The 20,919-nt window shown below is 66.5% G+C and carries 18 protein-coding genes; 5 read left to right on the top strand and 13 right to left on the bottom strand.

Features of this window, described 5'->3' with window-relative positions:
* Positions 1-11: 11 nt before the first annotated feature.
* Positions 12-1,226, bottom strand: coding sequence for an efflux RND transporter periplasmic adaptor subunit (locus NHH73_09700; protein USX28529.1), 1,215 nt, complete (start codon positions 1,224-1,226; stop codon positions 12-14).
* 252 nt (positions 1,227-1,478) lie between these two features.
* Between NHH73_09700 and NHH73_09695 the strand changes: the two genes are divergently transcribed.
* The 4 genes from NHH73_09695 (at position 1,479) to NHH73_09680 (ending at position 7,901) form a co-directional block, all read left to right on the top strand.
* On the top strand, positions 1,479-3,665 hold the full coding sequence (locus tag NHH73_09695) for a diguanylate cyclase (protein ID USX28528.1): 2,187 nt from the start codon (positions 1,479-1,481) through the stop codon (positions 3,663-3,665).
* A gap of 116 nt (positions 3,666-3,781) precedes the next feature.
* On the top strand, positions 3,782-5,296 hold the full coding sequence (locus NHH73_09690) for an AAA family ATPase (GenBank protein ID USX28527.1): 1,515 nt from the start codon (positions 3,782-3,784) through the stop codon (positions 5,294-5,296).
* On the top strand, positions 5,265-6,833 hold the full coding sequence (locus NHH73_09685; GenBank protein ID USX28526.1) for a response regulator: 1,569 nt from the start codon (positions 5,265-5,267) through the stop codon (positions 6,831-6,833). The genes NHH73_09690 and NHH73_09685 overlap by 32 nt, the downstream gene beginning before the upstream one ends.
* Before the next feature lie 99 nt (positions 6,834-6,932).
* A complete protein-coding gene (locus NHH73_09680; GenBank protein ID USX28525.1) occupies positions 6,933-7,901 on the top strand; it encodes a lysophospholipase in 969 nt (322 codons plus the stop codon).
* An 81-nt stretch (positions 7,902-7,982) separates the two neighbouring features.
* On the opposite strand, the gene NHH73_09675 is transcribed toward NHH73_09680, so the two are convergent.
* The 6 genes from NHH73_09675 to NHH73_09650 form a co-directional block, all read right to left on the bottom strand.
* Entirely contained in the window at positions 7,983-9,890 is a 1,908-nt protein-coding gene (locus NHH73_09675; protein ID USX28524.1) for an MFS transporter, read from the bottom strand.
* A 135-nt stretch (positions 9,891-10,025) separates the two neighbouring features.
* Positions 10,026-11,597 carry a PepSY domain-containing protein gene (locus NHH73_09670; protein ID USX28523.1) on the bottom strand — a complete coding sequence of 524 codons (1,572 nt, stop codon included), beginning with the start codon at positions 11,595-11,597 and terminating at the stop codon, positions 10,026-10,028.
* Positions 11,594-11,863 carry a hypothetical protein gene (locus tag NHH73_09665; protein ID USX28522.1) on the bottom strand — a complete coding sequence of 90 codons (270 nt, stop codon included), beginning with the start codon at positions 11,861-11,863 and terminating at the stop codon, positions 11,594-11,596. The genes NHH73_09670 and NHH73_09665 overlap by 4 nt, the downstream gene beginning before the upstream one ends.
* The gene (locus tag NHH73_09660) at positions 11,853-12,152 is read right to left on the bottom strand and encodes a hypothetical protein (protein USX28521.1); all 300 of its coding nucleotides are present in this window, start codon (positions 12,150-12,152) and stop codon (positions 11,853-11,855) included. Before NHH73_09660 ends, NHH73_09665 begins: the two co-directional genes overlap by 11 nt.
* A gap of 9 nt (positions 12,153-12,161) precedes the next feature.
* Positions 12,162-14,321, bottom strand: coding sequence for a TonB-dependent receptor (locus tag NHH73_09655; protein ID USX28520.1), 2,160 nt, complete (start codon positions 14,319-14,321; stop codon positions 12,162-12,164).
* Positions 14,322-14,461: 140 nt separating this feature from the next.
* On the bottom strand, positions 14,462-15,184 hold the full coding sequence (locus NHH73_09650; GenBank protein USX28519.1) for a class I SAM-dependent methyltransferase: 723 nt from the start codon (positions 15,182-15,184) through the stop codon (positions 14,462-14,464).
* A gap of 117 nt (positions 15,185-15,301) precedes the next feature.
* Between NHH73_09650 and NHH73_09645 the strand changes: the two genes are divergently transcribed.
* Positions 15,302-16,189: a polysaccharide deacetylase family protein gene (locus NHH73_09645; GenBank protein USX28518.1), complete on the top strand. Its 888-nt coding sequence runs from the start codon at positions 15,302-15,304 to the stop codon at positions 16,187-16,189.
* On the opposite strand, the gene NHH73_09640 is transcribed toward NHH73_09645, so the two are convergent.
* From NHH73_09640 to NHH73_09615, 6 genes are read right to left on the bottom strand one after another with little or no spacing between them, the layout of a single operon-like run.
* Positions 16,190-16,798 (bottom strand): 4'-phosphopantetheinyl transferase superfamily protein, encoded by a 609-nt coding sequence (locus NHH73_09640; protein USX28517.1) that lies wholly within the window; start codon positions 16,796-16,798, stop codon positions 16,190-16,192. It abuts the gene before it with no gap.
* 12 nt (positions 16,799-16,810) lie between these two features.
* Positions 16,811-17,257 carry an excinuclease ATPase subunit gene (locus NHH73_09635; protein USX28516.1) on the bottom strand — a complete coding sequence of 149 codons (447 nt, stop codon included), beginning with the start codon at positions 17,255-17,257 and terminating at the stop codon, positions 16,811-16,813.
* Between the two features lie 10 nt (positions 17,258-17,267).
* Positions 17,268-18,500: a beta-ketoacyl-ACP synthase gene (locus NHH73_09630; GenBank protein ID USX28515.1), complete on the bottom strand. Its 1,233-nt coding sequence runs from the start codon at positions 18,498-18,500 to the stop codon at positions 17,268-17,270.
* Positions 18,497-19,234 carry a 3-ketoacyl-ACP reductase FabG2 gene (locus NHH73_09625; GenBank protein USX28514.1) on the bottom strand — a complete coding sequence of 246 codons (738 nt, stop codon included), beginning with the start codon at positions 19,232-19,234 and terminating at the stop codon, positions 18,497-18,499. The genes NHH73_09630 and NHH73_09625 overlap by 4 nt, the downstream gene beginning before the upstream one ends.
* Positions 19,231-19,710, bottom strand: coding sequence for a hotdog family protein (locus NHH73_09620; protein USX29600.1), 480 nt, complete (start codon positions 19,708-19,710; stop codon positions 19,231-19,233). The genes NHH73_09625 and NHH73_09620 overlap by 4 nt, the downstream gene beginning before the upstream one ends.
* Positions 19,710-20,912 carry a beta-ketoacyl-ACP synthase gene (locus tag NHH73_09615; protein USX28513.1) on the bottom strand — a complete coding sequence of 401 codons (1,203 nt, stop codon included), beginning with the start codon at positions 20,910-20,912 and terminating at the stop codon, positions 19,710-19,712. The genes NHH73_09620 and NHH73_09615 overlap by 1 nt, the downstream gene beginning before the upstream one ends.
* Positions 20,913-20,919: the final 7 nt, after the last annotated feature.

The following is a 20,919-nucleotide window of genomic DNA, read 5'->3' as shown; positions in this document are numbered from 1 at the left end:
TGGCTCCTGTCTTAGTGCGCGCTTTTGGCGGCAGGCGTGGCGGCGGCGGCAGGTGTGCCCGACCCGCCAGGTGCGGCGGCGGGAGCGGCAGCGGCCACCTTGGCCGGCGCGCCCGGTTTGACTTTTTGCAGGCCTTCGACGATCAGCAGGTCCCCTGCGGCCAGGCCGGATTTGACCAGCCATTTGTCGCCCTGGGTGCCGCTGGTGACCAGCACGCGCTGTTCGACCTTGCCCTGCGGGTTGAGCACCAGCGCGGTGGCCTGGCCCTTCTGGTTGCGGCTCACGCCCTGCTGCGGCACGGCGATGGCCTGCTCGTCGACGCCGGCTTCCACCACCGCGCGCACGAACATGCCCGGCAGCAGATCGTTTTTAGGATTCGGGAACAAAGCGCGCAACACCACGTTGCCGGTGCTGGTGTCGACCGAGACGCCGGAGAATTGCAGCTTGCCTTCCTGCGCATACTTGGTGCCGTCGGCCAGCATCAGGGTGACCTTGGCCTGGCCCGATTGTTTCAGGCTGCCGCTTTCCATGTCGCGTTTGAGGCGCAGCAGGTCTTCGCTCGATTGCGTGATGTCGACGTAGATCGGGTCGAGCTGCTGCACGGTGGTCAGGGGGTCGGTCTGGTTGGCGGTCACCAGCGCGCCCGGGGTCACGGTCGAACGGCTGATACGGCCGCTGATCGGCGCGTAGACGTGCGTGTAGCGCAGATTGATCTGCGCCTCTTCCAGCGCGGCGGCGGCCGATTCCACATCGGCCTTGGCCTGGGCGTCGGCGGCGACGGCGTCCTCGTAATCCTGGCGGCTGACGCCTTCGATGGCGACCAGCTCTTTATAACGGGAGACTTTCGGGCCGCTGGTCAGCACGCTGGCCTTGGCCTTGGCCAGGGCCGCCTTGGCCGAATTGACGCTGGCCTGGTACAGCGACGGGTCGATCTGATAAAGGGGGGTGCCGGCCTTGACGTCGGCACCCTCGACGAACAGGCGTTTTTGTATCAGACCGTTGACCTGCGGGCGCACTTCGGCCACCTGGAAGGCGGCGGTGCGGCCCGGCAGTTCGGTCGTGATTTGCAGCGCTTGCGGCGCCACCTTGAAAACGCCCACTTCCGCCACCTGCGCTTGAGGTGCTGCGGGCGTGGATTTGGAGCAACCGGAGACGAACACGGTGGCGGTGATCAGGGCTGCTGCCCCGGCCGTCCGCAGGGACGGTTTGCAGAAAAGAGCTTCCATGGCTTGGGACTTTCTGTAGAAATTATGAGCACAAGCCATAGAATGAACGATCATTCTAACTATGTCAAGCCAGCATTTAATTATGCAAAGCAACTTTAAGGGGGTTTTAAGACGCCTCGCCCGGGTGGACTGTGGTTGCACAGAGGGAATTTGTCTATAACAATGGAACCATCCGAACTTTCGGGTGATACAATAAAATTACTTTCTTTCAGTCACCTTTCAGTCCCGACGCACAGTAGAAAACTTGCCGTTATGACCACGTCAACCGTTCTCGGCTCAGGCCCGCGCCACGCCAGACCCCGGCTCACCACCTTGGTGACGGCGGGTGTCGGCGCCACGGTGCTGCTGACGGTGCTCTCGCTGCTGATCCTGGTCGAGCACTTCGGCTCCAACTACGCCGAGCGCGAAGCCGGCCAGCGCCTGCAACAGCTGTCGTGGCAGACGCGCGACGCCCTCAACCGCGTGGTGCAGAAAGCCGTCGGCGACGTCCAGCTGCTGACCGACCTGCCGCAGGTGCGCGACGCCCACTCGCCGGCCGAGGTGCGCGCGGTACTCGAGAGCGTGCAAAAAGCCTTCCCCGACTACGCCTGGATCGGCCTGGCCGCGCCGGACGGGCGCGTCTACGCCGCCACCCAGGGCATGCTCGAGGGCGCCGACGTCGGCGCGCGCGACTGGTTCGCTGGCGGGCGCGACAAGCTGTTCGCCGGCGACTTCCACCCCGCCGTCCTGCTTGGCAAGAAACTGCCGGCCAGCGTGGACCCGTGGCGCTTCGTCGACGCCGCCGGCCCGGTGACCGGCGCCGACGGCGGCGCGCGCGGCGTGCTGTGCGTGCACATGAGCTGGGGCTGGGCGCGGCGCATGGCGCAAACCATCGTGGCGCCGGCCGACCAAGCCTACGCGGCCGACATCTTCGTGGTGCGCGCCGACGGCACCATCATCCTCGGCCCCAAGGGCATGGAGGAGCGCAAGCTCGACAGCGAAAGCGTGCGGCTGGCGCGCACCGGCGCCACCGGCGCGGTCCGGGAAACCTGGGCCGACGGGCGCAGCTACCTGAGCGGCTACTCGGCGACCGGCAAGGCGGGCGACCCGGCCACCCTGGCATGGTCGGTGATCGTGCGCCAGCCGGAGGACGTGGCGTTGGCCTCGGCGCGGTCGCTCGAGCGCCGCATCCTGCTGCTCGGCGCCATCCTCGGGCTGGCGATGGCGGCCGCCGCCGCCATCGTCGGACGCCGCTACACGCGCCCACTCAACGCGCTCAGCCGCAACCTCGAGCTGCGCTCGGCGGCGCCGCCCGGCGCCAGCGGCCTGCCGGCCATCGTGCAGGTCGACAGCTTCCACGAGGTGCAGGTGCTGTCGAGCGCGCTGGCGCGCATGCTCGACAACGAACAAGCGCACCTGGCGGCGCTGCGCGCGCTCAACGAAAAACTCGAATCGACGGTCGGCGAGCGCACCCGCGAGATCGCCCGCAAGGCCCTGCAACTGGAGCGCGCGCTGGCGCAGGAGCACAGCACGCAGCGGCTGCTGCAGGAACGCGCGGCCGAGCTGCGCGCCATCCTCGACAACGCGCACGACGCCTTCATCGCCCTCGATCCGGGCGGCGTGGTGCTGGACTGGAACCGCCAGGCCGAAAAGCTGCTGGGCTGGACCCGCGCCGAAGTGATCGGCCAGCCGCTGGCGGCGATGGTGCTGCCGCCGCTGCTGCGCCGCGCCTACGAGCGCGACATGCGCCAGCTGGCCGAGGCCGGCGCCGCCGGGGCCCACGGCGCGGCCCGCGACACCACCGTGCTCAACCGCCGCGTCGAACTCACCTTGCACAACCGCGACTGCCAGGAACTGCCGGTCGAGATCTCGCTGGCCTACGTGCCGCGCGCCAGCGGCCACCTGTTCATCGCCTTCCTGCACGATATCAGCGAGCGCAAAAAACTGTTCGCGTCGATGGAAGAGATGGCGCTGCGCGACACCCTGACCGGCCTGCCCAACCGCCGCGCCTTGTTGCAGACCTTGACCGAGGCGCTGCAGCGCGCCAACCGCACGCGCCAGTGCTGCGCCGTCTACTTCCTCGACCTCGACCGCTTCAAGCAGGTCAACGACCGCTACGGTCACGAGGAAGGCGACGAGCTGCTGCGCCAGTTCGCCGAGCGCGTGCGCCAGACGGTGCGCAAGACCGACACCGTCGGCCGCCTGGCCGGCGACGAATTCATCGTCATCGTCGAAATGCTGCATTGTGAATCGGACGCCCGCGAGGCGGCCGACAAGCTGCTGGCGGCGCTGCGCCGGCCCTATCCGCTCAAGACCGTCACGGTGCAACTGGGCGCGAGCATCGGCATCGCCGTCCACCATCCTGACGACCCACAGGATATTGAAATGCTACTCGGGCGGGCCGACCGCGCGATGTATGTTAACAAGCAGGAGGGCTTGCAGCGCGTGGCCCGCGGCTAGCCGGCGCCGGCCTCGCGGCGCTTTGTTCGCTAGCGTACGCAACCTTTCATACCAAAAACCCCTCTTTCCCTGTTTCCGGTAATATTTAAGGCACCTCAAAGGCATCGGATTCAGACATGGAAGCACAAAACAGCGTTACCAATCTATTTCTCAGCAGCGGCGTACCCGGCCTGGACACCGTCCTGGCCGGCGGCCTGACGCGCGACCGCCTGTATCTGGTGGAAGGCGAACCAGGCACCGGCAAAACCACGCTGGCGCTGCAGTTCCTCAACGAGGGCGCGCGCCACGGCGAGGCCGTCCTCTACATCACCCTGGCCGAAACGGCGGTCGAACTGCGCAGCGTGGCGGAGTCGCACGGCTGGGACATGAGCGGCATCCAGGTCGAGGAAATCATCCCCAACGAGAACGCGCTCGATCCGGACCAGCAATACACCATCTTCCATCCGTCCGAGATCGAACTGGGCACGACCACCCAGCGCATCGTCGCGGCGATCGAAAAATACAAGCCGCGCCGCGTGGTGCTCGACTCCTTGTCGGAGCTGCAGCTGTTGGCCGAAAGCCCGCTGCGCTATCGGCGCCAGGTGCTCGCGCTCAAGCAGTACCTGACCAGCCGCTCTTGCACCACCATTTTCCTCGACGACCGCACCGCCCTCTCGACCGACCTGCAAGTGCGCAGCGTGGCGCACGCCGTGCTGACGCTGGAGCTGGCAGACCAGGCCTACGGCGCCGAACGGCGCCGCGTGCGCGTGGTCAAGTACCGCGGCATCGCCTTCCACGGCGGCGCCCACGACTACAAGATCGTCAAGGGCGGCTTGCACGTCTATCCGCGCCTGGTGGCGGCCGGCACGCGCGTCGAAAGCCAGCGGCGCCAGCTCTCGAGCGGCCTGGCGGAGCTGGACCAGCAGATCGGCGGCGGCCTCGAGGAAGGCATGAGCACCTTGATCTCCGGCCCGCCGGGCACCGGCAAGTCGTCGCTGGCGGCGCAGTTCATCCACGCGGCCGCGCAGCGCGGCGAAGCCAGCGCGATGTTCCTGTTCGAGGAGGCGCGCAACAATATGCTCAACCGCTGCGCCAACCTGGGCATGGACTTGAGCGGCGCCATCGACAGGGGCCTGCTGACAGTACAGCAAATCGACCCGGCCGAACTGGCGCCGGGCCAGTTCTCGCACGCGATCGTCGAGGCGGTCGAACGCGGCGTGCGCATCGTCGTCATCGACAGCCTGAACGGCTACCTGAACGCCGTGCCCGACGAGCGCTTCCTGACCATCTACCTGCACGAGCTGCTGACGTACCTGGGCCAGCGCGGCGTGGTCAGCATCATCGTCGGCGTCCAGCAGGGCATGATCGGCACCGGCATGACCACCTCGGTCGATGCCAGCTACATCGCCGACAATGTCATCATGCTGCGCTACTTCGAGGCGGAAGGCGAGGTGCAGCAGGCGATCTCGGTGTTCAAGAAACGCGGCAGCGCTCACGAGCGCACCATCCGCCGCTTCCGCGTCGACAAGGGCGGCATCAAGGTCGGCGCGGTGCTGAAAAACTTCCACGGCATACTGACCGGGGTGCCGACCTATACCGGGGACAGCAACGGCCACGGCCATGACCATTCTGCCGACGGCGCCCATGGCTGACACCATGGAAACGCGCATCCTGATCCACGCGCCGTTCGGCCAGGACGGGCCGCTGGCGGCCAAGGTGCTGGCGATGGCGCAGATCGACAGCCACGTCTGCCCGACCCTGGCCGACCTGGCCGCGCAGCTGGAACTGGGCGCCGGCGCGGTGCTGACGGTGGAGGAGGCGCTGGATTCGGGCGGCTTCAAGCTGCTGCAAGAGTGGGTGGCGCGCCAACCCGACTGGTCGGACCTGCCGATCGTGCTGCTGACCCATCGTGGCGCCGATTCGCAGACGGTGCGCCGCGCCGTGGCCGGACTGGGCAACCTGACCCTGGTCGAGCGGCCGGTGCGCACCTTGACGTTGATCACCGCGCTGCATTCGACGTTACGGGCACGCAACAAGCAATACCAGGTGCGCGAGGCCGCGCGCCGCAAGGACGAGTTCCTCGCCAGCCTGGGCCACGAGCTGCGCAATCCGCTGGCGCCGATCCGCACCTCGGTCTCGCTGCTCACGCACCTGTATCCGGACGCCGCGCCGGTGGCGCGCATCCGCGACATGGTCGAGCGCCAGGTGCGCCTGCTGACGCGCCTGGTGGACGACCTGCTCGACGTCGCCCGCATCACCAGCGGCAAGATCAAGCTGCAGCGCCAGCTGGTCACGCTGGCGTCGGTGATGAACCACGTCAGCGAATTGTGCGCGCAGGCGGCCAGCGCCAAGCGCATCCACGTCGCCTGGCAGCTGCCCACCAGCGAGATCATGCTCAACGCCGACTACGCGCGCGTGGTGCAAATCTTCGCCAACATCCTGTCGAACGCGATCAAATTCACGCCGCAGGGCGGCAACGTGGTGGTGCGCGCGGTGGTGGAGCAGAACGCGCTGACCGTCTCGATGCGCGACAGCGGCATCGGCCTGGAGGCCGAGGCGATCACGCGCATCTTCCGCATGTTCGAGCAAAGCAACACCGTGGTGGGCCAGTTCTCCAGCGGCTTGGGGATTGGATTGAGCCTGTCGCGCCAGTTCGCCGAAATGCACGGCGGCAGCGTCGACGCCTATAGCGAGGGGGTCGGCAAGGGCAGCGAATTCGTCATCCATCTGCCGATCGTCAACGACAGCGGCGCGCGCGAGCCGGTGCCGCTGGTCTCCCCTGCCGCGTCGGCGGACGGCCGCAAAATGAAAGTGCTGGTAGTCGACGACAACACCGACGCCGCCGATTCGCTGGCGGCGCTGCTGGAGATCGACGGCTTCGACGTGCGCACCGTCTACGACGGCGCGGCGGCCGTGGCGATGACCGCCGAGAACCAGCCGGACATGATCATCATGGATCTGGGCATGCCCGGCATGGACGGCTACGAGACGGCGCGGGCAATCCGCCAGCGTCCCGGCGCCGAACGCATACTGATGCTGGCCCTGACCGGCTGGGGCCAGAGCGATGCCCGCCGCCGCACGGTGGAAGCGGGCTTCGACCACCACCTGGTCAAGCCGGTGGAACTGGAACAGATCATCCGCCTGGCCGGCGCGCGCCAGAACCGCGAGCAGGTGCAAGCGGCGCGCTGACCAGGCGCTCGCCGCTATTTATGCGCAGCGGGTTCTCGGCGCGGGGCAAGCGTGAAGCGCCGCGGCTTCCTGGCGCTTCCACTGATAGGAGCAATGACCATGTCGAACCGCAGCGCGGCCGCAGCGCCGAAAGAACAAGACGTTGCCGTCACCGTCGCCGGCGTGAAGATCGCCTGCCGATTCAGTCCGTCCGATGGCGACGCCGTGGGCGCGGTGTTGATCGTGCCAGGCTCGCTGTTCAGCGACGTCGACGGAAACTACCCGACGATGAACATGCGCCCGCACGCGTATGCGGATCTGGCGCGGCAGTTGAGCGCGCGCGGCTTCGCCGTGCTGCGGATGGCCAAGATCGGCCCCGGCACCGGATCGCAGACGATCAATGCGATCCTGGCCGCTTCCCACGTCGATTTCCTGACGCGGGTGGCGGTCGCCAGCGCCGGCCTGGCGCTGCTGCGCGAAAGCGCCGGGGCGCGGCCCGTCATCGTCGCCGGCCATAGCGAGGGCGCGGTGGTGGCGTCGCTGCTGGCCGGCGGCATGGACGGGCAAATGATCGATGGCGTGGTGAGTTTGTCCGGCCCGGCGTTGCCGATCTTCGCCGTCATGCGGGCGCAGATCGCGGCGATGGCGCCGCCCGGCATGGCGCCGGACATGACGCTGTTCGATCGCACGGCGGCCGCGATCCGCGCCGGCATGCCGTTGCCGCCCGAGGCGGCGCGCGATCCATCGACGGCGATGCTGGCGACGATGCCGGCAATGGGACACGCCTACCTGCGCAGCGCCGACCGCGTCGATCCGGTCGCGGCGTTGGCGAAGGTGCGGCAGCCGGTGCTGATCGTTCAGGGAGGGCGGGACGAATCGGTGCCGCCGGCGCATGCGGAGGCGCTGCGCGCCGGGCGCGGCGGGCTGAAAACCGAAGTGGCGCTCTTCCCGACGCTGAACCACTTCTACAAGAAGACACGCGCGGGCCTGCCGCCGATGCAATCGATGATGATGTCGACGGAAAGCGACACGGCGGTCGCCGACGCGATCGCAAGCTGGTCGAGCCGGATTAGCCACGGTTCCACGTAGGGCGGATTAGCGAAGCGTAATCCGCCAATCGTAGCGCCGCCGACGGAGCATGGCGGATTACGCGCTACGCGCTAATCCGCCCTACTTCCAATCCCCGCGCAAGTCCAAAACCTGCTTCTGCAGTCCCTCCGGCGTGACCTCCTGCGGCGGCACCGGCAGCCCCACCGCCAGCGCCAACCGCGAACGCAAGCCGTTGCGGAAGGCCCGCTGGAACACGTTCTCGCCATTGCGGCTTAGCAGATGTCCCCACAGCCCGCGCAGCGCCATCGGAATCACCGGCACTTTGGAGCGCTCGATGATCTTGGCGATACCGCCCTTGAACTGGTTGATCTCACCGTCATGCGTCAACCGGCCCTCCGGGAAGATACACACCAGATCCCCCTCGTGCAGCGCCTGCGCGATATCGATGTAAGCCTTCTCCATCAGCCACGGGTCCTCCTTGGCCGGCGCGATCGGAATCGCGCGCGCGGTGCGGAAGATCCACCCCAGCAGCGGCAGCTTGAAAATGCGGTGATCCATGACGAAGCGGATCGGCCTCGGACTGGCCGCGCCGATGACGATGGCGTCGACATAGCTGACGTGGTTACACACCAGCACCGCCGCGCCCTCGGCCGGGATGCGCTCGGCGTCGATGGTGCGCACGCGGTGCACGGTGTGGATCAGCATCCACGCCAGGAAACGCATCAGGAATTCCGGCACCAGCGAGAAGATATAGATCGCCACCACCGCGTTGAGCAGCGCCGTCACCAGGAACAGCTGCGGGATCGTGAAGCCCTGCCCCAGCAGCACGATGGCCAGTCCGGCCGCCGCCACCATGAACAGCGCGTTGAGGATGTTCATGCCGGCGATGGTGCGTGATATATGTTGCGGGTCGCAGCGGGTCTGGATCAGCGCGAACAGCGGCACGATGAACAAGCCGCCGAACAGCCCGATCATCAGGATGTCGAACAGAATGCGCCACATGCCATGCTGCGCCAGCAGCGCGATCGCGTCCAGGTGCGGACCGGCCGTCAGCGCGGCCACGCCGCTGCCGTAGGCCAGGCTGGCGAAGTACAGGTCCACGCCGAAAATCGTCAGGCCGATCGCGCCGAACGGCACCAGGCCGATTTCCACCTTGCGGCCGGACAGGCGCTCGCACAGCAGCGAACCGCTGCCCACGCCCAGCGAGAACACCGTCAGCAGCAGCACGAAGGCGCTATGGTCGCCGTGCAGGTAGTCCTTGGCGAACACCGGGAACTGCGACAGCACCAGCGCGCCGTAAAACCAGAACCACGAGTTGCCCAGCATGGACAGGAACACGGTGCGGTTCTTGCGCGAGTAATTGATATTGCGGATCGATTCGCTGACGAAGTTCCAGTTGATCTTCAGGTCGGGCACCGGCGCCGGCGAGCTGGGAATGCGATAGGCGGCGATCAAGCCGAGCACCGCGAAGAAGATCGTGCCGCCCGCCTCCAGCATGATGCCGTGGGGCTGCTGCACCACCAGGATGGCGCCGAGGATCTCGCCCAGCAGGATGCCGACGAAGGTGCCCATCTCGGTCACGCCGTTGCCGCCGACGAGTTCCTCGGGCTTGAGCTGCTGCGGCAAATACGCGTATTTAACGGGGCCGAACAAGGTCGAATGGACGCCCATGCCGACCACGCCCAGCACCAGCAGCCACAGGGTGTGCGTCATCCAGCCCACGCCCGCCACCAGCATGATGGCCAGCTCCAGCCACTTGATGAAGCGCGTCAGGCCGGCCTTGTCGAATTTGTCGGCCAGCTGGCCGGCGGTGGCGGAAAACACCACGAACGGCAGGATGAACAGGCCGGGAATCAGATTGGTGATCAGGGACGGCGACAGCGTGGTCCAACTGAGCGCGTCGAAGGTGATGATGACGATCAGCGCCGTCTTGAACAAATTGTCGTTGAAGGCGCCCAGGAACTGGGTCCAGAAGAACGGCGCGAAGCGGCGTTGCGTCAACAGGGAAAACTGATTGGGCTGGCTCATATCGTGCAAATCCTTGCTATCTGGAAATTCCGGAAAGATTGAGCGGATTATAACCGCATGCCGGCCCGCGTCGGCATGCGGTGATGGAAGTCAGTGGTGAGCCAGATCAAACAGCCGGCGCGGCCAGCGAAGCGCCTAAGCCGCTTGGCGCGCCATGGCCGGTTTGGCCGGTGGCGCGCGCAGCGACCAGACGCTGTGCGGATCGCCGTGCAGGCCGCGCCGGAGCACCGCGCGCGCCATCTTCCAGTACAAGGCCGCAGCCAGTAGCGCCACCACCGCCACGCCGACGGTCACGCCGTCGCCGCGCATCAGCGCCAGCATCGGATTGAGGCCGGTGGCTATCCAGTGCGACAGCGGAATGGCCACGGTGATCGTGGCGCACGCGATGAGCAGCTCGTGGGCGGCGCGCGCCGGCGGCCGGGCGAAGGCCCACACCACCGCCAGCCAGAACACGGCGTAATAGCTGCGCGACTCCCACAATGGCAATTGCCCCGGCGCCGCCGGCGCCAGCTTGTTCATCACGAACATGGCCGAAACACCCGCCACGCAACCGAGGCACACGCCCAGCGTGGCTTGCGCCATCAAGCGTCCGCTGCGCGGCTGCACCAGGCTAAGGCGCTTGCGGCGCGACTCGATCCACAGCAGGTTCCCGCTGTAGAACAGGAAGGCGCCGGCGATGCCGAGGATGAAGTACATCCACTGCACCGCCGCGTGGCCGAAGCTACCGAAATGGAGCGCCTGCAAACTACGCAGGAAGCGCATCCCGGGACTGAAATTCTCCGGCACCAGCACCCGCCCTACCTTGCCGGCGCTGGCGTTGAGCACCACCGCAGAATTGCTCGTCACGGTGTTCTGGCGCACGTCGCCCGTCACCCGCACCTGCGCGTTGGCGTCGCCGGCCTCCTGGTAGAACAGCTGCCTGACCTCCATGCCCGGCGCCGCGCGCTCGACGACGGCCAGCACCCGCGCGACCGGCAGCAGCGGCGCCGCCACCCCGGCCGGCTTCGGCGGCGCGGCGGCGTTGATATCCGCGCCGACCAGCGCAAGCAGCTTGCCGTCGAAAACCAGGTACTGGAAAGGCGCCAGCAGGACCAGGCCCAGCGCCAGGATCGCGCTGCTCCACGCATACATGATGTGGAACGGCAGTGACAGGATGCCGATGGCGTTGTGCGCGTCCTGCCACATGCGCTTGAGGTTCTTGCCTATCCGGAGCGCGAACAGGTCCTTCACGAAAGTGGGCGCGTAAATAATCACGCCGCTCACCAGCGCCAGCCCATACAGCACGCACACCACGCCCAGCACGTACAGGCCAAGCTGGTTCGGCAGGCCCGCCGTGTAGTGCAGGCGGTAGATGAAGTCCATCAGGTGCGAGCGCTCCTCGAACTCCTCAAGCTTGCCGGCGGCGTCGAGGCGAAAGTGGCGCTCGCCGGCGGTCAGCACCAACTCGGGCTCATAGGCCGACGGCATGGTTACATAAAACGTCTTGCCCGCTTCCGGATGCGCGGCGAGCACCGCGTCGATCAGCACCTGCGGCTGCGGCGCTGCCGCCGATGGAGCGGATTGCGCGACAGGCGTCTGCCAGGCGTGCAGCTCGGAGTGGAACAAGGTGATGGCGCCGGCATAGAAGGCGATGAACAGGCCGAAGCCCGCCACCAGCCCCACCCAGGTGTGGACCGATATGAAGGTGCGCAGGGTCGATGATTTCATCCGGCGATCCTTAACAGGCCGCTGGCCTTCGACAAATTCAGCACGGCGTAGCCGAGCAAGGTGGCGCCGCCCATCCACAGCCACGCGCGCAGGCCGGTGCGAAAAAGGAAGGCGATCGTCATCGCGCCTATCCAGAACAGGAAGAACATCAGCAGCCATGGCAGCGTGGTGCGCGCCTGGTCCTGGCTGAGCAGCGCGCAGATGCCCACCACGACCACCGCCAGCGGCAATCCAAGAAACACGGCGGCCGTCGATTTACCCCACATGGCGCACTCCCGGCTTGGCTTGGTTGCGTTTGCCGCGACGGCGCAGCCAGGCGTCGGCGTAAGGCAGCACCACCAGCGTCGCCATGAAACCCGACAGCGCAATGCAGACGCCGCACCAGAAGCCATAGTCCGCCACCGCCGCCGCGATGGCGCCGGCCGCCAGCGGCACCGCCAGCCAGCGAAAAAAATACCGGCGCGCCAGCGCGGCCGGCCACAAGGCCTGGTGCGGCGAGGCCAGATATAGACACAGCGCGGCCAGCGCCGCCACCACGATACCGATCCAGTTCATCATGTCTCCTTAGATGCTACCCTGCACGCCGAAGGCGAACTGGCGCGGGTTGCCGAGAATGACGTTATAGCGGCCCGTCACCGTCGGGATGCGGTTGTTGACGACGTAGGTGCGGTCGGTCAGGTTGGTGCCGGTGGCGAACAGCGTCACGCCGTTGGCCAGGGTGTAGGACAGCTTGGCCCCGAGCGTCGTGCGGCCATCGTTGCGGTCGATGTTCTCCGGACCCGTATCGCTGCCAGCGGCGTGCACCAGGTTGGCGTTCAGCGTCCAGCCGCCGGGCGTCCAGCTGAAGCCGACCGACTGCGTCTGCCTTGGCGAATCCGGGAAGCGGTTGCCGGTGTAGTCGCCCTGCGGCGAGACAAAATCGATATAGCGCGTCTTGGCCACGCCGACGGCGCCGAACAGCTCCAGGTTCTTTGTCACCCTGCCGCGCACCTCGGCCTCCAGGCCCTGCAGGCGCGACTTGCCGGCGTTGACGAAATAGGTGTCGAGCGAATTGCGGCCGACATCGACCTGCTGGTCCGACCAGTCCACGCGGTAGGCGTTAAGGGCGACCGCCAGGCCGTTGTCGAGCGCCCCCTTGAGGGAGGCCTCGTAGTTGTTGGTGAACTCTGGCTCGAACGCCTTGGCGCCGCGTTGATAGCTGTAATTGACGCCGCCGGTGCGGTAGCCGCGCTGCGCCGTCAATCCCGCCACCCACGCGGGCGCCAGCGCATAGCGCACACCGAGCTTGGGCAGCCACACCGAGGTGTCCGTGCCGAGATGTTGCGTGCCGTCGGCCGCGAAAACGCCGCCGGCGATCAGGCGCGCCAGAACGGTGCGTGCCAGCGCCGAGGTGCCGGTCGTCACGCTGGTAGGTACGCGGCTTTGGCTTTCGGCGTCGTAGCGCAGGCCGGCCGTCACGGTCAGTTTGTCGATCACATAGTCGAACTCCGTGAACACGGCGCGCGTGCGGATGCTGTCGGCCTGCTGGTTGCCGCGGTTGATGAACTCAGCGCCGTACTGCGCGTCGCATACCGCCTGCACCCGGCACTGCCCCGTCAATCCCAGCACGTACGACAGCGGCACCACGAACATGTCGTCGAAGTCGTAATGCTGGCTGGCGTAGTACAGGCCCGCAACGCCCTTGAGCGGGCGGCCGAACAACGTGGTCTCGAGGTTGGCGCGCGCCTCCTGCGTCCATTGGCGCGTGATGTTCTCGCCGGTGCGGTAGCCCTGGTTCAGTTCCGTCGAATCGTAGTCGAACAGGCGCGTATAGCGGTTGTGGGAATAGGTGGTCAGCAGCGTGACATCGGCCCCGCCCGCGCGGAAGGTCTGCTCCAGCGCCGCCGAGCGGGCGCGGTTGTCCGAGTCGCGCTGCACGTTCGACAGGTTCACGCGCGCCGACGCTGGATAACTCACCGCTTCCACATGCGGGCTGCCGTACTTGCGCTCCTCGTCGACCAGCGTGATCAAAGCTTGATAACGATCGCCCCAAGGCGTCACGCGCAGCTTGGCGCGCAGCGTGTAGCCGTCGTCGTGGTTGAAGCGGCGGTCGTCGCGGGTCGGGTCGTAGGTGCCGCCGTCGCTGCGGCGCTGCTCGAAGGCGATGCGGCCCGCCAGCACCTGATCGACGATGGCGCCGCCGCCGGCCACCGCCACGCGGTGCGAATTCTGGTTGCCGGCGCTGGCGCGGTAGCTGAAATCGGCGGTGTCGGACGGATCGCGCGTCCTGACCACCACCGCGCCGGCCAGCGAGTTGCGTCCCTGGTTGGTCGATTGCGGCCCGCGCAGCACCTCGAAGCGGTCGGCGTCCCACACGCTCATGCCGCCGATGTCCTGGCCAAAGCCGTCCTGCGCCACGCCGTCGACGACGACCGTGATGGTGCGACCGCCGCCGCCGGTCGGACCGCTCAATCCCACGCCGCGTATCGACAGCCCCTCGGCGGTGCCGACGTTGGCCATCTGCGCGGCCACGTCCTCGATGGTGGCGGCGCCCGACTCGGCGATCTGGCGCCGGTTGCGCGCGCCGACGCTGGCGCTGCTGTCGATTTCCGTGCGCCTGAGTTTATCGCCGGAGATCACCACCTGCTCGACCGCACCTCCTGCGGTCACCGGCACTTCCTCCGCCCCGACCTGCCATCCAGTCACCACCCCGGCCAGCGCCAATACCATTACTTTGATACGCATCCCACATCCTATTCGTCGAAATGAGAACTATTCTCACAAAACAATGAATATTAAATGAGAATCGTTCACATTCAAAGTTAATTTTGTCGATTTGACATGGAATGCGACATTAAACGATGGGTGCGCGGGGCGCTGTGGGGCTACGGTTTGACGCCCACCAGATTGATCAAGGTCTCCTCGCGCACCGCCTTCGGCTTGATGCGCAGCGCGGTCTCCAGGATGCCGAGGTCCTCGCGGCTCCACCACAGGAAAGGGTACGACACCGCGCTATCCGGCACCGCGAAGCCGGCCGCGCGCACCATCGCCAGATACTCGGGCGCCGTCTTCTGCACATCCATCGGATGGCGGAACAGCAGGCGGATGATCCACGAGTGGATATAGCGCCGGGTCGATTCGGCGAACAGCAGCACCCCGCCCGGCTTGAGCACGCGGAAGAACTCCTGGATCGCGCGCTCCTGGTCGATCAGGTGGTGAAAGGTCTGGTGGCAGAACAGCAGGTCGACCGAATTGTCTTCGAGCTTGATGTTCGAACTGGAACAGCAAATGAAGTCGGCCTCGATATTCAACGCCGCCATCTCCCTGGCCGACTCCCGCAGCATCTCCGGATCGATGTCCATGCCGATCAAGCGCTTGGGCGCGAAGCGCTGGTGAAGCTTGCCCAACGAGCGGCCGAAGCCGCAGCCCACGTCGGCCACCACGTCGTAGCCGCGCCGATCGGCCGGCATCATGCGCTCCAGGTCCACCAGCGCGCGCTCCAGCACATGGACGGTCCAGGTCTCGGTGCGCAGGAACCATTTGCCGAACGCCGTCTCCGGCACATGGGGATCGCTGGAAGGCTGCATTAAATCGAAATTGGCGCTCATAAGCTCTTCATCTACATTGGTTTAATAAAATTTCGGATGCGCGGCGACAACGTGAATTCACGTACAATAGTCGTCCCTCGTCGCTTGTTTATCCCGCGTTAATCCCGCGTTAATCCCGTGTCAGTCCTTCGTCCCCGCCTGCTGTTTGCAACGTTGTCATTGCTGCTATTGAGCGCCACCGCCGCAGGCCAGGACGCGTCCGAAGCCATTCCCGTCCCCGCGCCCGCGCCGGCCCCTGTGCGTTTTCTGCTCACCTTCGACGACGGCCCCGCCGCCGCCGACAGCGACAATCCCACCGTGCATATCCTCGAGACGCTGGCCCGCAATCCGCTGCAGGACAACATCAAGGCCGTGTTCTTCACCCAGACCCGCGCCTGGCACGGCGGCGGCACGGACGTCGGCCGCGCGCTGATCAAGCGCGAATACGACGAAGGCCATGTCGTCGCGCTGCACAGCGCCACCCTGTTCCACTCGAACCACCGCTTCATGAGCAAACAAACGCTGGACGAATCGATGCAAACAGGGGTCGACGACCTGACCCGCATCACCGGCGTCGCGCCCAAGCTGGTACGCCCGCCGTTCTGGGCCTACGACGCCGAGACGCTGGAGTCGTACCGCCAGCACGGCATGCGCATGCTGCTGACCGACCTCAATGCCAACGACGGCAAAATCTACGGCATCAACTTCAGCTGGCATAAACGTTCGAACATGCTGAAACACCTGGCCGAGACGCGCAAGCGCTGGGCGGCGGGCGCCATGCCGGTGGTCGACGGCAGCACGCCGGTCGTCGTCACCTTCCACGACGTGAACACTTACACCTCGCGCCACATCCAGGAGTACCTGGACATCCTGATCGACGTCGCGCGTGAACTCGACGTGCCGCTGGCGGCCAAACCGTTCTATGACGACCATGACGAACTGGAACGCGCCGCGCTGACCAGCACCATCAGCAATCCGAACGCCAAACCGCAGCTGCCGGGGCTGTGGAACTGGTTGTGGCAGTGATCACAGGCTCACCACTTCGATCCTCGGCTCCTCGTCCAGCGGCAATTCGCTGCATATCACCACCGACAATTCGTCATGCGGCACGGCGACGTAATGTCCGCCCGCGCCCTCACCCAGTTTGAAGCGCGCTTCCTTCTCGCTCCACATGCGGTAAAACCCGTCGACGCGCCGCGCGACCGGCAATCCCTCCCAGCGCGCCACCTCGCGCGCGTCGAAGGTCTGCGCGGCCAGCGCGGCCAGGTCGCGCCCGCCGTCGCGCATCTCGATATCCAGCCCGAGGGCGGTCTGCGCGCTCACCGCGCAGGCGACCCAGCGGCCGCTATGCGCGATGCTAAAGCCGGGCATGCGGCCCTTGGCGACGGGCGACACCAGCAGCGGCGCCTTGCCGACCTGCTCCTCCAGTTGGACATCCCGTGCATCGACGTTGAGCAGGCGGCCCAACGCCTTGCGCAGCAAAACACGGCCCACCACGAATTGGCGCAGCCGCTGCGCGCGGACAAAGCGCTGATAGCGCGCCAACTCGCCCGCCGACAGCCAGTCGCGGAAACGCAGCAGATCGGCATCGGCCACCGCGTCCGCGTCCACCATCCACAGCGTCGCCTTACTCATAAACGCCGGCTATCACTTGGCCAGCTTGACGAAATCGCCCTTGAGCGCCACGCCGGCCATGATGGCGCCATCCGCGCACTCGTACTCGGTCTGGCTGGCGAATTCCTGATCCTTGAAATTGCTGACGATGTTGACCACCGCGTCCGCGCCGACTTCGGTGGCGCGCTTCTGCAAGGCCAGCATGGCCGACAGGAACACCCAGTTGCAGGCTTTTTCGGCGGACTTGCCGAAGCCGTTGGTGCGCTGGCTGGTCTTGTCGGAGGTGATCTTGCTTGCCACTTTAGGCGTCTGCTGGTCGGCGAAATAGAACTTCACCGCTTCGCCCAGGCGCTGCTGCGCGTCGTTGGCGGCCATGGCGCCGGCGATAGGGAACTTGATCATCTTGTCTTCCGCCGAGGCGGAGAGCGAGGCGGAGAGCGAAACAGCCAGCATGGCTGCGGTAACGATGGTTTTTTTCATTGTCGTCTTCCTATTTAACGTACCGTTTAAAAATCAGGGATGTATTGATGCCGCCGAAGGCGAAGTTATTCGACATCACATACTCGCATTGCAGCGCGCGGCCTTCGCCGGCGATGTAGTCCAGTTGCGCGCACTCGCCGTCCACCTGCTCCAGGTTGATGGTCGGCGCGAACCAGCCCTCGCGCATCATCTCGATGCTGATCCACGCCTCCAGCGCGCCGCACGCGCCAAGCGTGTGGCCCATATAGCTTTTCAGTGAACTGATCGGCGTCTTGTCGCCGAATATCGCCAGCGTCGCCTGCGATTCGGCGATGTCGCCCTGCTGCGTGCCGGTGCCGTGGGCGTTGATGTAACCGATGTCCGACGGCTGTAAACCGGCGTCGCCCAGCGCCAGCTGCATCGCCTTTTGCATCGTCGCCGCATTCGGCTGCGTGACGTGGCAGCCGTCGCTGTTGGTGCCGAAGCCCACCAGTTCCGCGTGGATCGTCGCCCCGCGCGCCAGCGCATGGTTCATATCCTCGAGTATCAGGCAGCCGGCGCCTTCGCCGATCACCAGGCCGTCGCGGCCTGCATCGAACGGACGCGGTGTGGTGTGGCTGGCGTCGTTGCGGGTGCTGGTGGCGAACAAGGTGTCGAACACCGCCGCCTCGGTCGCGCACAGCTCCTCGGCGCCGCCGGCCACCATGGCCAGCTGCTTGCCGGCGCGGATAGCCTCGTAGGCGTAGCCGATGCCCTGGCTGCCGGAGGTGCAGGCGCTGGAGGTGGTGATCACGCGCCCGGTGATGCCGAAGAAGACGCCGATATTGACCGGCGCCGTGTGCGACATCATCTTGATGTAGGTGGTGGCGTTGATGCCCTTGGTGGTGCGCTCCTCCATCATGCGCCCGAAGTCGCCGATGGCGCTCGGCGTGCCGGCCGAGGAGCCGAACGACACACCCAGGTCGCCGCCCTTGAGCAGCGGATGATCGAGCAGGCCGGCGTCGGCCAGCGCCAGCTCGGTGGCGCGCGTGGCCATCAGCGCCACCCGGCCCATGCTGCGGATGGCCTTGCGGTTATAGCGTTCGGTCAGTTCGAACGGCGCCGCCGGCGCCCCCAGGCGCGTGTTCAGGCCCTCGTAATCGGACCAGTCGTCCATGTGCACGACGGCGTTGCGGAACTCGCCCAGGCGCTGGCGAATAGCGGCCCAGTCGTTGCCGATCGGGCTGATGCCGGCCATGCCGGTGACGGCGACGCGGCGGCTCATGCCAGCCCGCCGTTGACGGAGATGACCTGGCGCGTGATATACCCGGATTCCTCGCCGATCAGGAAGCTGACTGCGGCCGCCACCTCCTCCGGCTTGCCGACGCGACGCGCCGGTATCATCTTGAGCGCCTCGTCCATCGGCACGTCGCCGATCATGTCGGTCTCGATCAGGCCCGGCGCGACGCAGTTGACGGTGATGGCGCGCTTGGCCAGCTCCAGCGCCAGCGCCTTGGTGGCGCCGATGATGCCCGCCTTGGCCGCGCTGTAATTGACCTGGCCGCGATTGCCGATCAGGCCCGACACCGATGCCAGGGTGACGATGCGGCCCGGTTTGCGGCGCTGCACCAGCGGCATCACCAACGGATTGAGGACGTTGTAGAAGCCGTCCAGGTTCGTTTGCAGCACGATGTCCCAGTCCTCGCCGGACATGGCCGGGAAGGCGTTGTCGCGCGCCACGCCGGCGTTGCACACCACGCCGTAGTAGCAGCCGTGTTGTTCGATGTCCGCCTCCAGCGCGGCGGCGGTGGCGGCGCGGTCGCCGATGTCGAACTGCAGCACGCGCGCGGCGCGGCCCATACCTTCGATCTCCAGCGCCACCGCGTCGGCTTCGGCGCGCTGGCTGCGGCAATGGAGCACCACGTCGTAACCGTCGCGCGCAAGGCGCAGCGCGATCGCCTTGCCGATGCCGCGGGAAGATCCCGTCACCAGCACGCTCATGGACTTGTTCTGATTCATGCTACGTTTCCATCTTTGAGAAATTGATTGACATTATCGGGCTGGAAGACAGTCACCGTGGCCGTGGCCAGGCTGGCCGCGCCGGCATCGTCGGCATCGGCCGGGACGATCCGGCAATCGAAGGCGCCCAGGCCGTTTTCCGCTTGCAGCACGCGGTGCACATGCACCAGCAGCACGCTGCCCGGCGCAAAATACGCCACGCTGGTATCGTACTTGCGCGAGCCAAGCAGAAATCCGACCTTGACGGCGTCGCCGCGTTGGCGCGCCAGCCAGCCCGCGTGCGCGGCGATCGCCTGCGCCATATATTCGATGCCGACCCACGAGCCGACGCCCTGTTCGGTCGCCAGCACGCTGCCCGCATGGATGCGCACCTCCGCGCACAAATTGTCCGCGTCGGCGCTGACCACGCGTTCGAGCAGCACCATCGCGCCGGAGTGCGGCACCAAGGTGCGGATGTCGGGCATGGGGTCGGCCATCATGCCATTCTCCCCAACACCAGCGCCGCGTTGGAGCCGCCGAAGGCGAAGGAGCTGCTCAGCACCCGGCGCAAGGGACGGCCCAGCGCCGCGCCGAGCGGCACCAGGTTGAGCGCCGGCAGCGCCGGATCGGCGGCGGCGTCCCACAGATGCGGCGGCAACCTGCCCTGTGGATTATCGTCCTGCATCGCCAGCCAGCACAGCGCCGCTTCCACCGCCGCCGCAGCGCCCAGGGTATGGCCGGTGAAAGGCTTGGTCGAACTGACCGGCGTCTCGAGGCCGAACAGCGCTTCGATCACGCGCGACTCCATCGCGTCGTTCTGCGGCGTCGCCGTGCCGTGCATGTTGACGTAGTCGATCTGCGCGGCGTCAAGGCCGGCGCGTTCCAGCGCCTGCGTCATCGCCAGCCGCGCGCCCACGCCGGCCGGATCGGGCGCCGACATATGGTGCCCGTCCGACGACTCGCCCCAGCCCAGCAAGGCCACCGCGCCCGCCTCCCCCGCTTCGCCGGCGTCGGCGCTCATCAGGAACAGCGCGCCGGCTTCGCCGATGTTGATGCCGTGGCGATTGACGCTCATCGGGTTGCACTGCTCGTCGCTGACCGATTCCAATGAAGCGAAACCGGCCACCGTAAAGGTGCACAGCGAATCGACACCGCCGGTCAGCACGGCGTCGCACAGTCCCATCTTGATCAGGCGCGCCGCGCTGGCCATGGCCTTGGCGCTCGACGAACAGGCGCTCGAATGCACGTAGGCGGGGCCGGACAGGCCCAGTTCATGCGCCAGCATGACGGCGGGCGATCCCATTTCCTGCGGATCGTAGACGAACTGCGACGGCAGCACGCCATCGGCGCAGTAGTCGCGGATGGCCTGCTCGGTCTCACCGATGCCGGAGGTGCTGGTGCCGATCACCACACCGACGCGATCGGCGCCGTAGCGCGCCACCGCCGCCTCGACGGCCGGCCGGATCTGCGCCAGCGCGGCCAGCGCCAGTGCGTTATTGCGGCTGCGCAGGCGCGCGGGCAAGTGATCGACCGGCGGCAGTGGCGCGAGCACGCGGCCCAGCGGCAGCTCGCGGCCGGGCGACCATTCGCCGGTCATCGCCACGCCGCTTTCGCCCGCGTACAGGCGCGCCTTGACCTGCGCATGGCTGTCGCCTAGCGCGCAGATGATACCGCAAGCGTTCAGATAAAAATTCAACATGCTACCG

The organism is Oxalobacteraceae bacterium OTU3CINTB1 (assembly GCA_024123955.1).
Taxonomy (GTDB): Bacteria; Pseudomonadota; Gammaproteobacteria; order Burkholderiales; family Burkholderiaceae_D; genus Rugamonas.
Note: the sequence above shows the minus strand (reverse complement) of the source record. Positions and strands in the feature narration are given on the sequence as shown.

Coding starts and splice junctions, on each gene's coding strand:
- NHH73_09700 (USX28529.1), bottom strand. CDS start 1,226: ATGGAAGCTCTTTTCTGCAAACCGTCCCTGCGGACGGCCGGGGCAGCA.
- NHH73_09695 (USX28528.1), top strand. CDS start 1,479: ATGACCACGTCAACCGTTCTCGGCTCAGGCCCGCGCCACGCCAGACCC.
- NHH73_09690 (USX28527.1), top strand. CDS start 3,782: ATGGAAGCACAAAACAGCGTTACCAATCTATTTCTCAGCAGCGGCGTA.
- NHH73_09685 (USX28526.1), top strand. CDS start 5,265: ATGACCATTCTGCCGACGGCGCCCATGGCTGACACCATGGAAACGCGC.
- NHH73_09680 (USX28525.1), top strand. CDS start 6,933: ATGTCGAACCGCAGCGCGGCCGCAGCGCCGAAAGAACAAGACGTTGCC.
- NHH73_09675 (USX28524.1), bottom strand. CDS start 9,890: ATGAGCCAGCCCAATCAGTTTTCCCTGTTGACGCAACGCCGCTTCGCG.
- NHH73_09670 (USX28523.1), bottom strand. CDS start 11,597: ATGAAATCATCGACCCTGCGCACCTTCATATCGGTCCACACCTGGGTG.
- NHH73_09665 (USX28522.1), bottom strand. CDS start 11,863: ATGTGGGGTAAATCGACGGCCGCCGTGTTTCTTGGATTGCCGCTGGCG.
- NHH73_09660 (USX28521.1), bottom strand. CDS start 12,152: ATGAACTGGATCGGTATCGTGGTGGCGGCGCTGGCCGCGCTGTGTCTA.
- NHH73_09655 (USX28520.1), bottom strand. CDS start 14,321: ATGCGTATCAAAGTAATGGTATTGGCGCTGGCCGGGGTGGTGACTGGA.
- NHH73_09650 (USX28519.1), bottom strand. CDS start 15,184: ATGAGCGCCAATTTCGATTTAATGCAGCCTTCCAGCGATCCCCATGTG.
- NHH73_09640 (USX28517.1), bottom strand. CDS start 16,798: ATGAGTAAGGCGACGCTGTGGATGGTGGACGCGGACGCGGTGGCCGAT.
- NHH73_09635 (USX28516.1), bottom strand. CDS start 17,257: ATGAAAAAAACCATCGTTACCGCAGCCATGCTGGCTGTTTCGCTCTCC.
- NHH73_09630 (USX28515.1), bottom strand. CDS start 18,500: ATGAGCCGCCGCGTCGCCGTCACCGGCATGGCCGGCATCAGCCCGATC.
- NHH73_09625 (USX28514.1), bottom strand. CDS start 19,234: ATGAATCAGAACAAGTCCATGAGCGTGCTGGTGACGGGATCTTCCCGC.
- NHH73_09620 (USX29600.1), bottom strand. CDS start 19,710: ATGGCCGACCCCATGCCCGACATCCGCACCTTGGTGCCGCACTCCGGC.
- NHH73_09615 (USX28513.1), bottom strand. CDS start 20,912: ATGTTGAATTTTTATCTGAACGCTTGCGGTATCATCTGCGCGCTAGGC.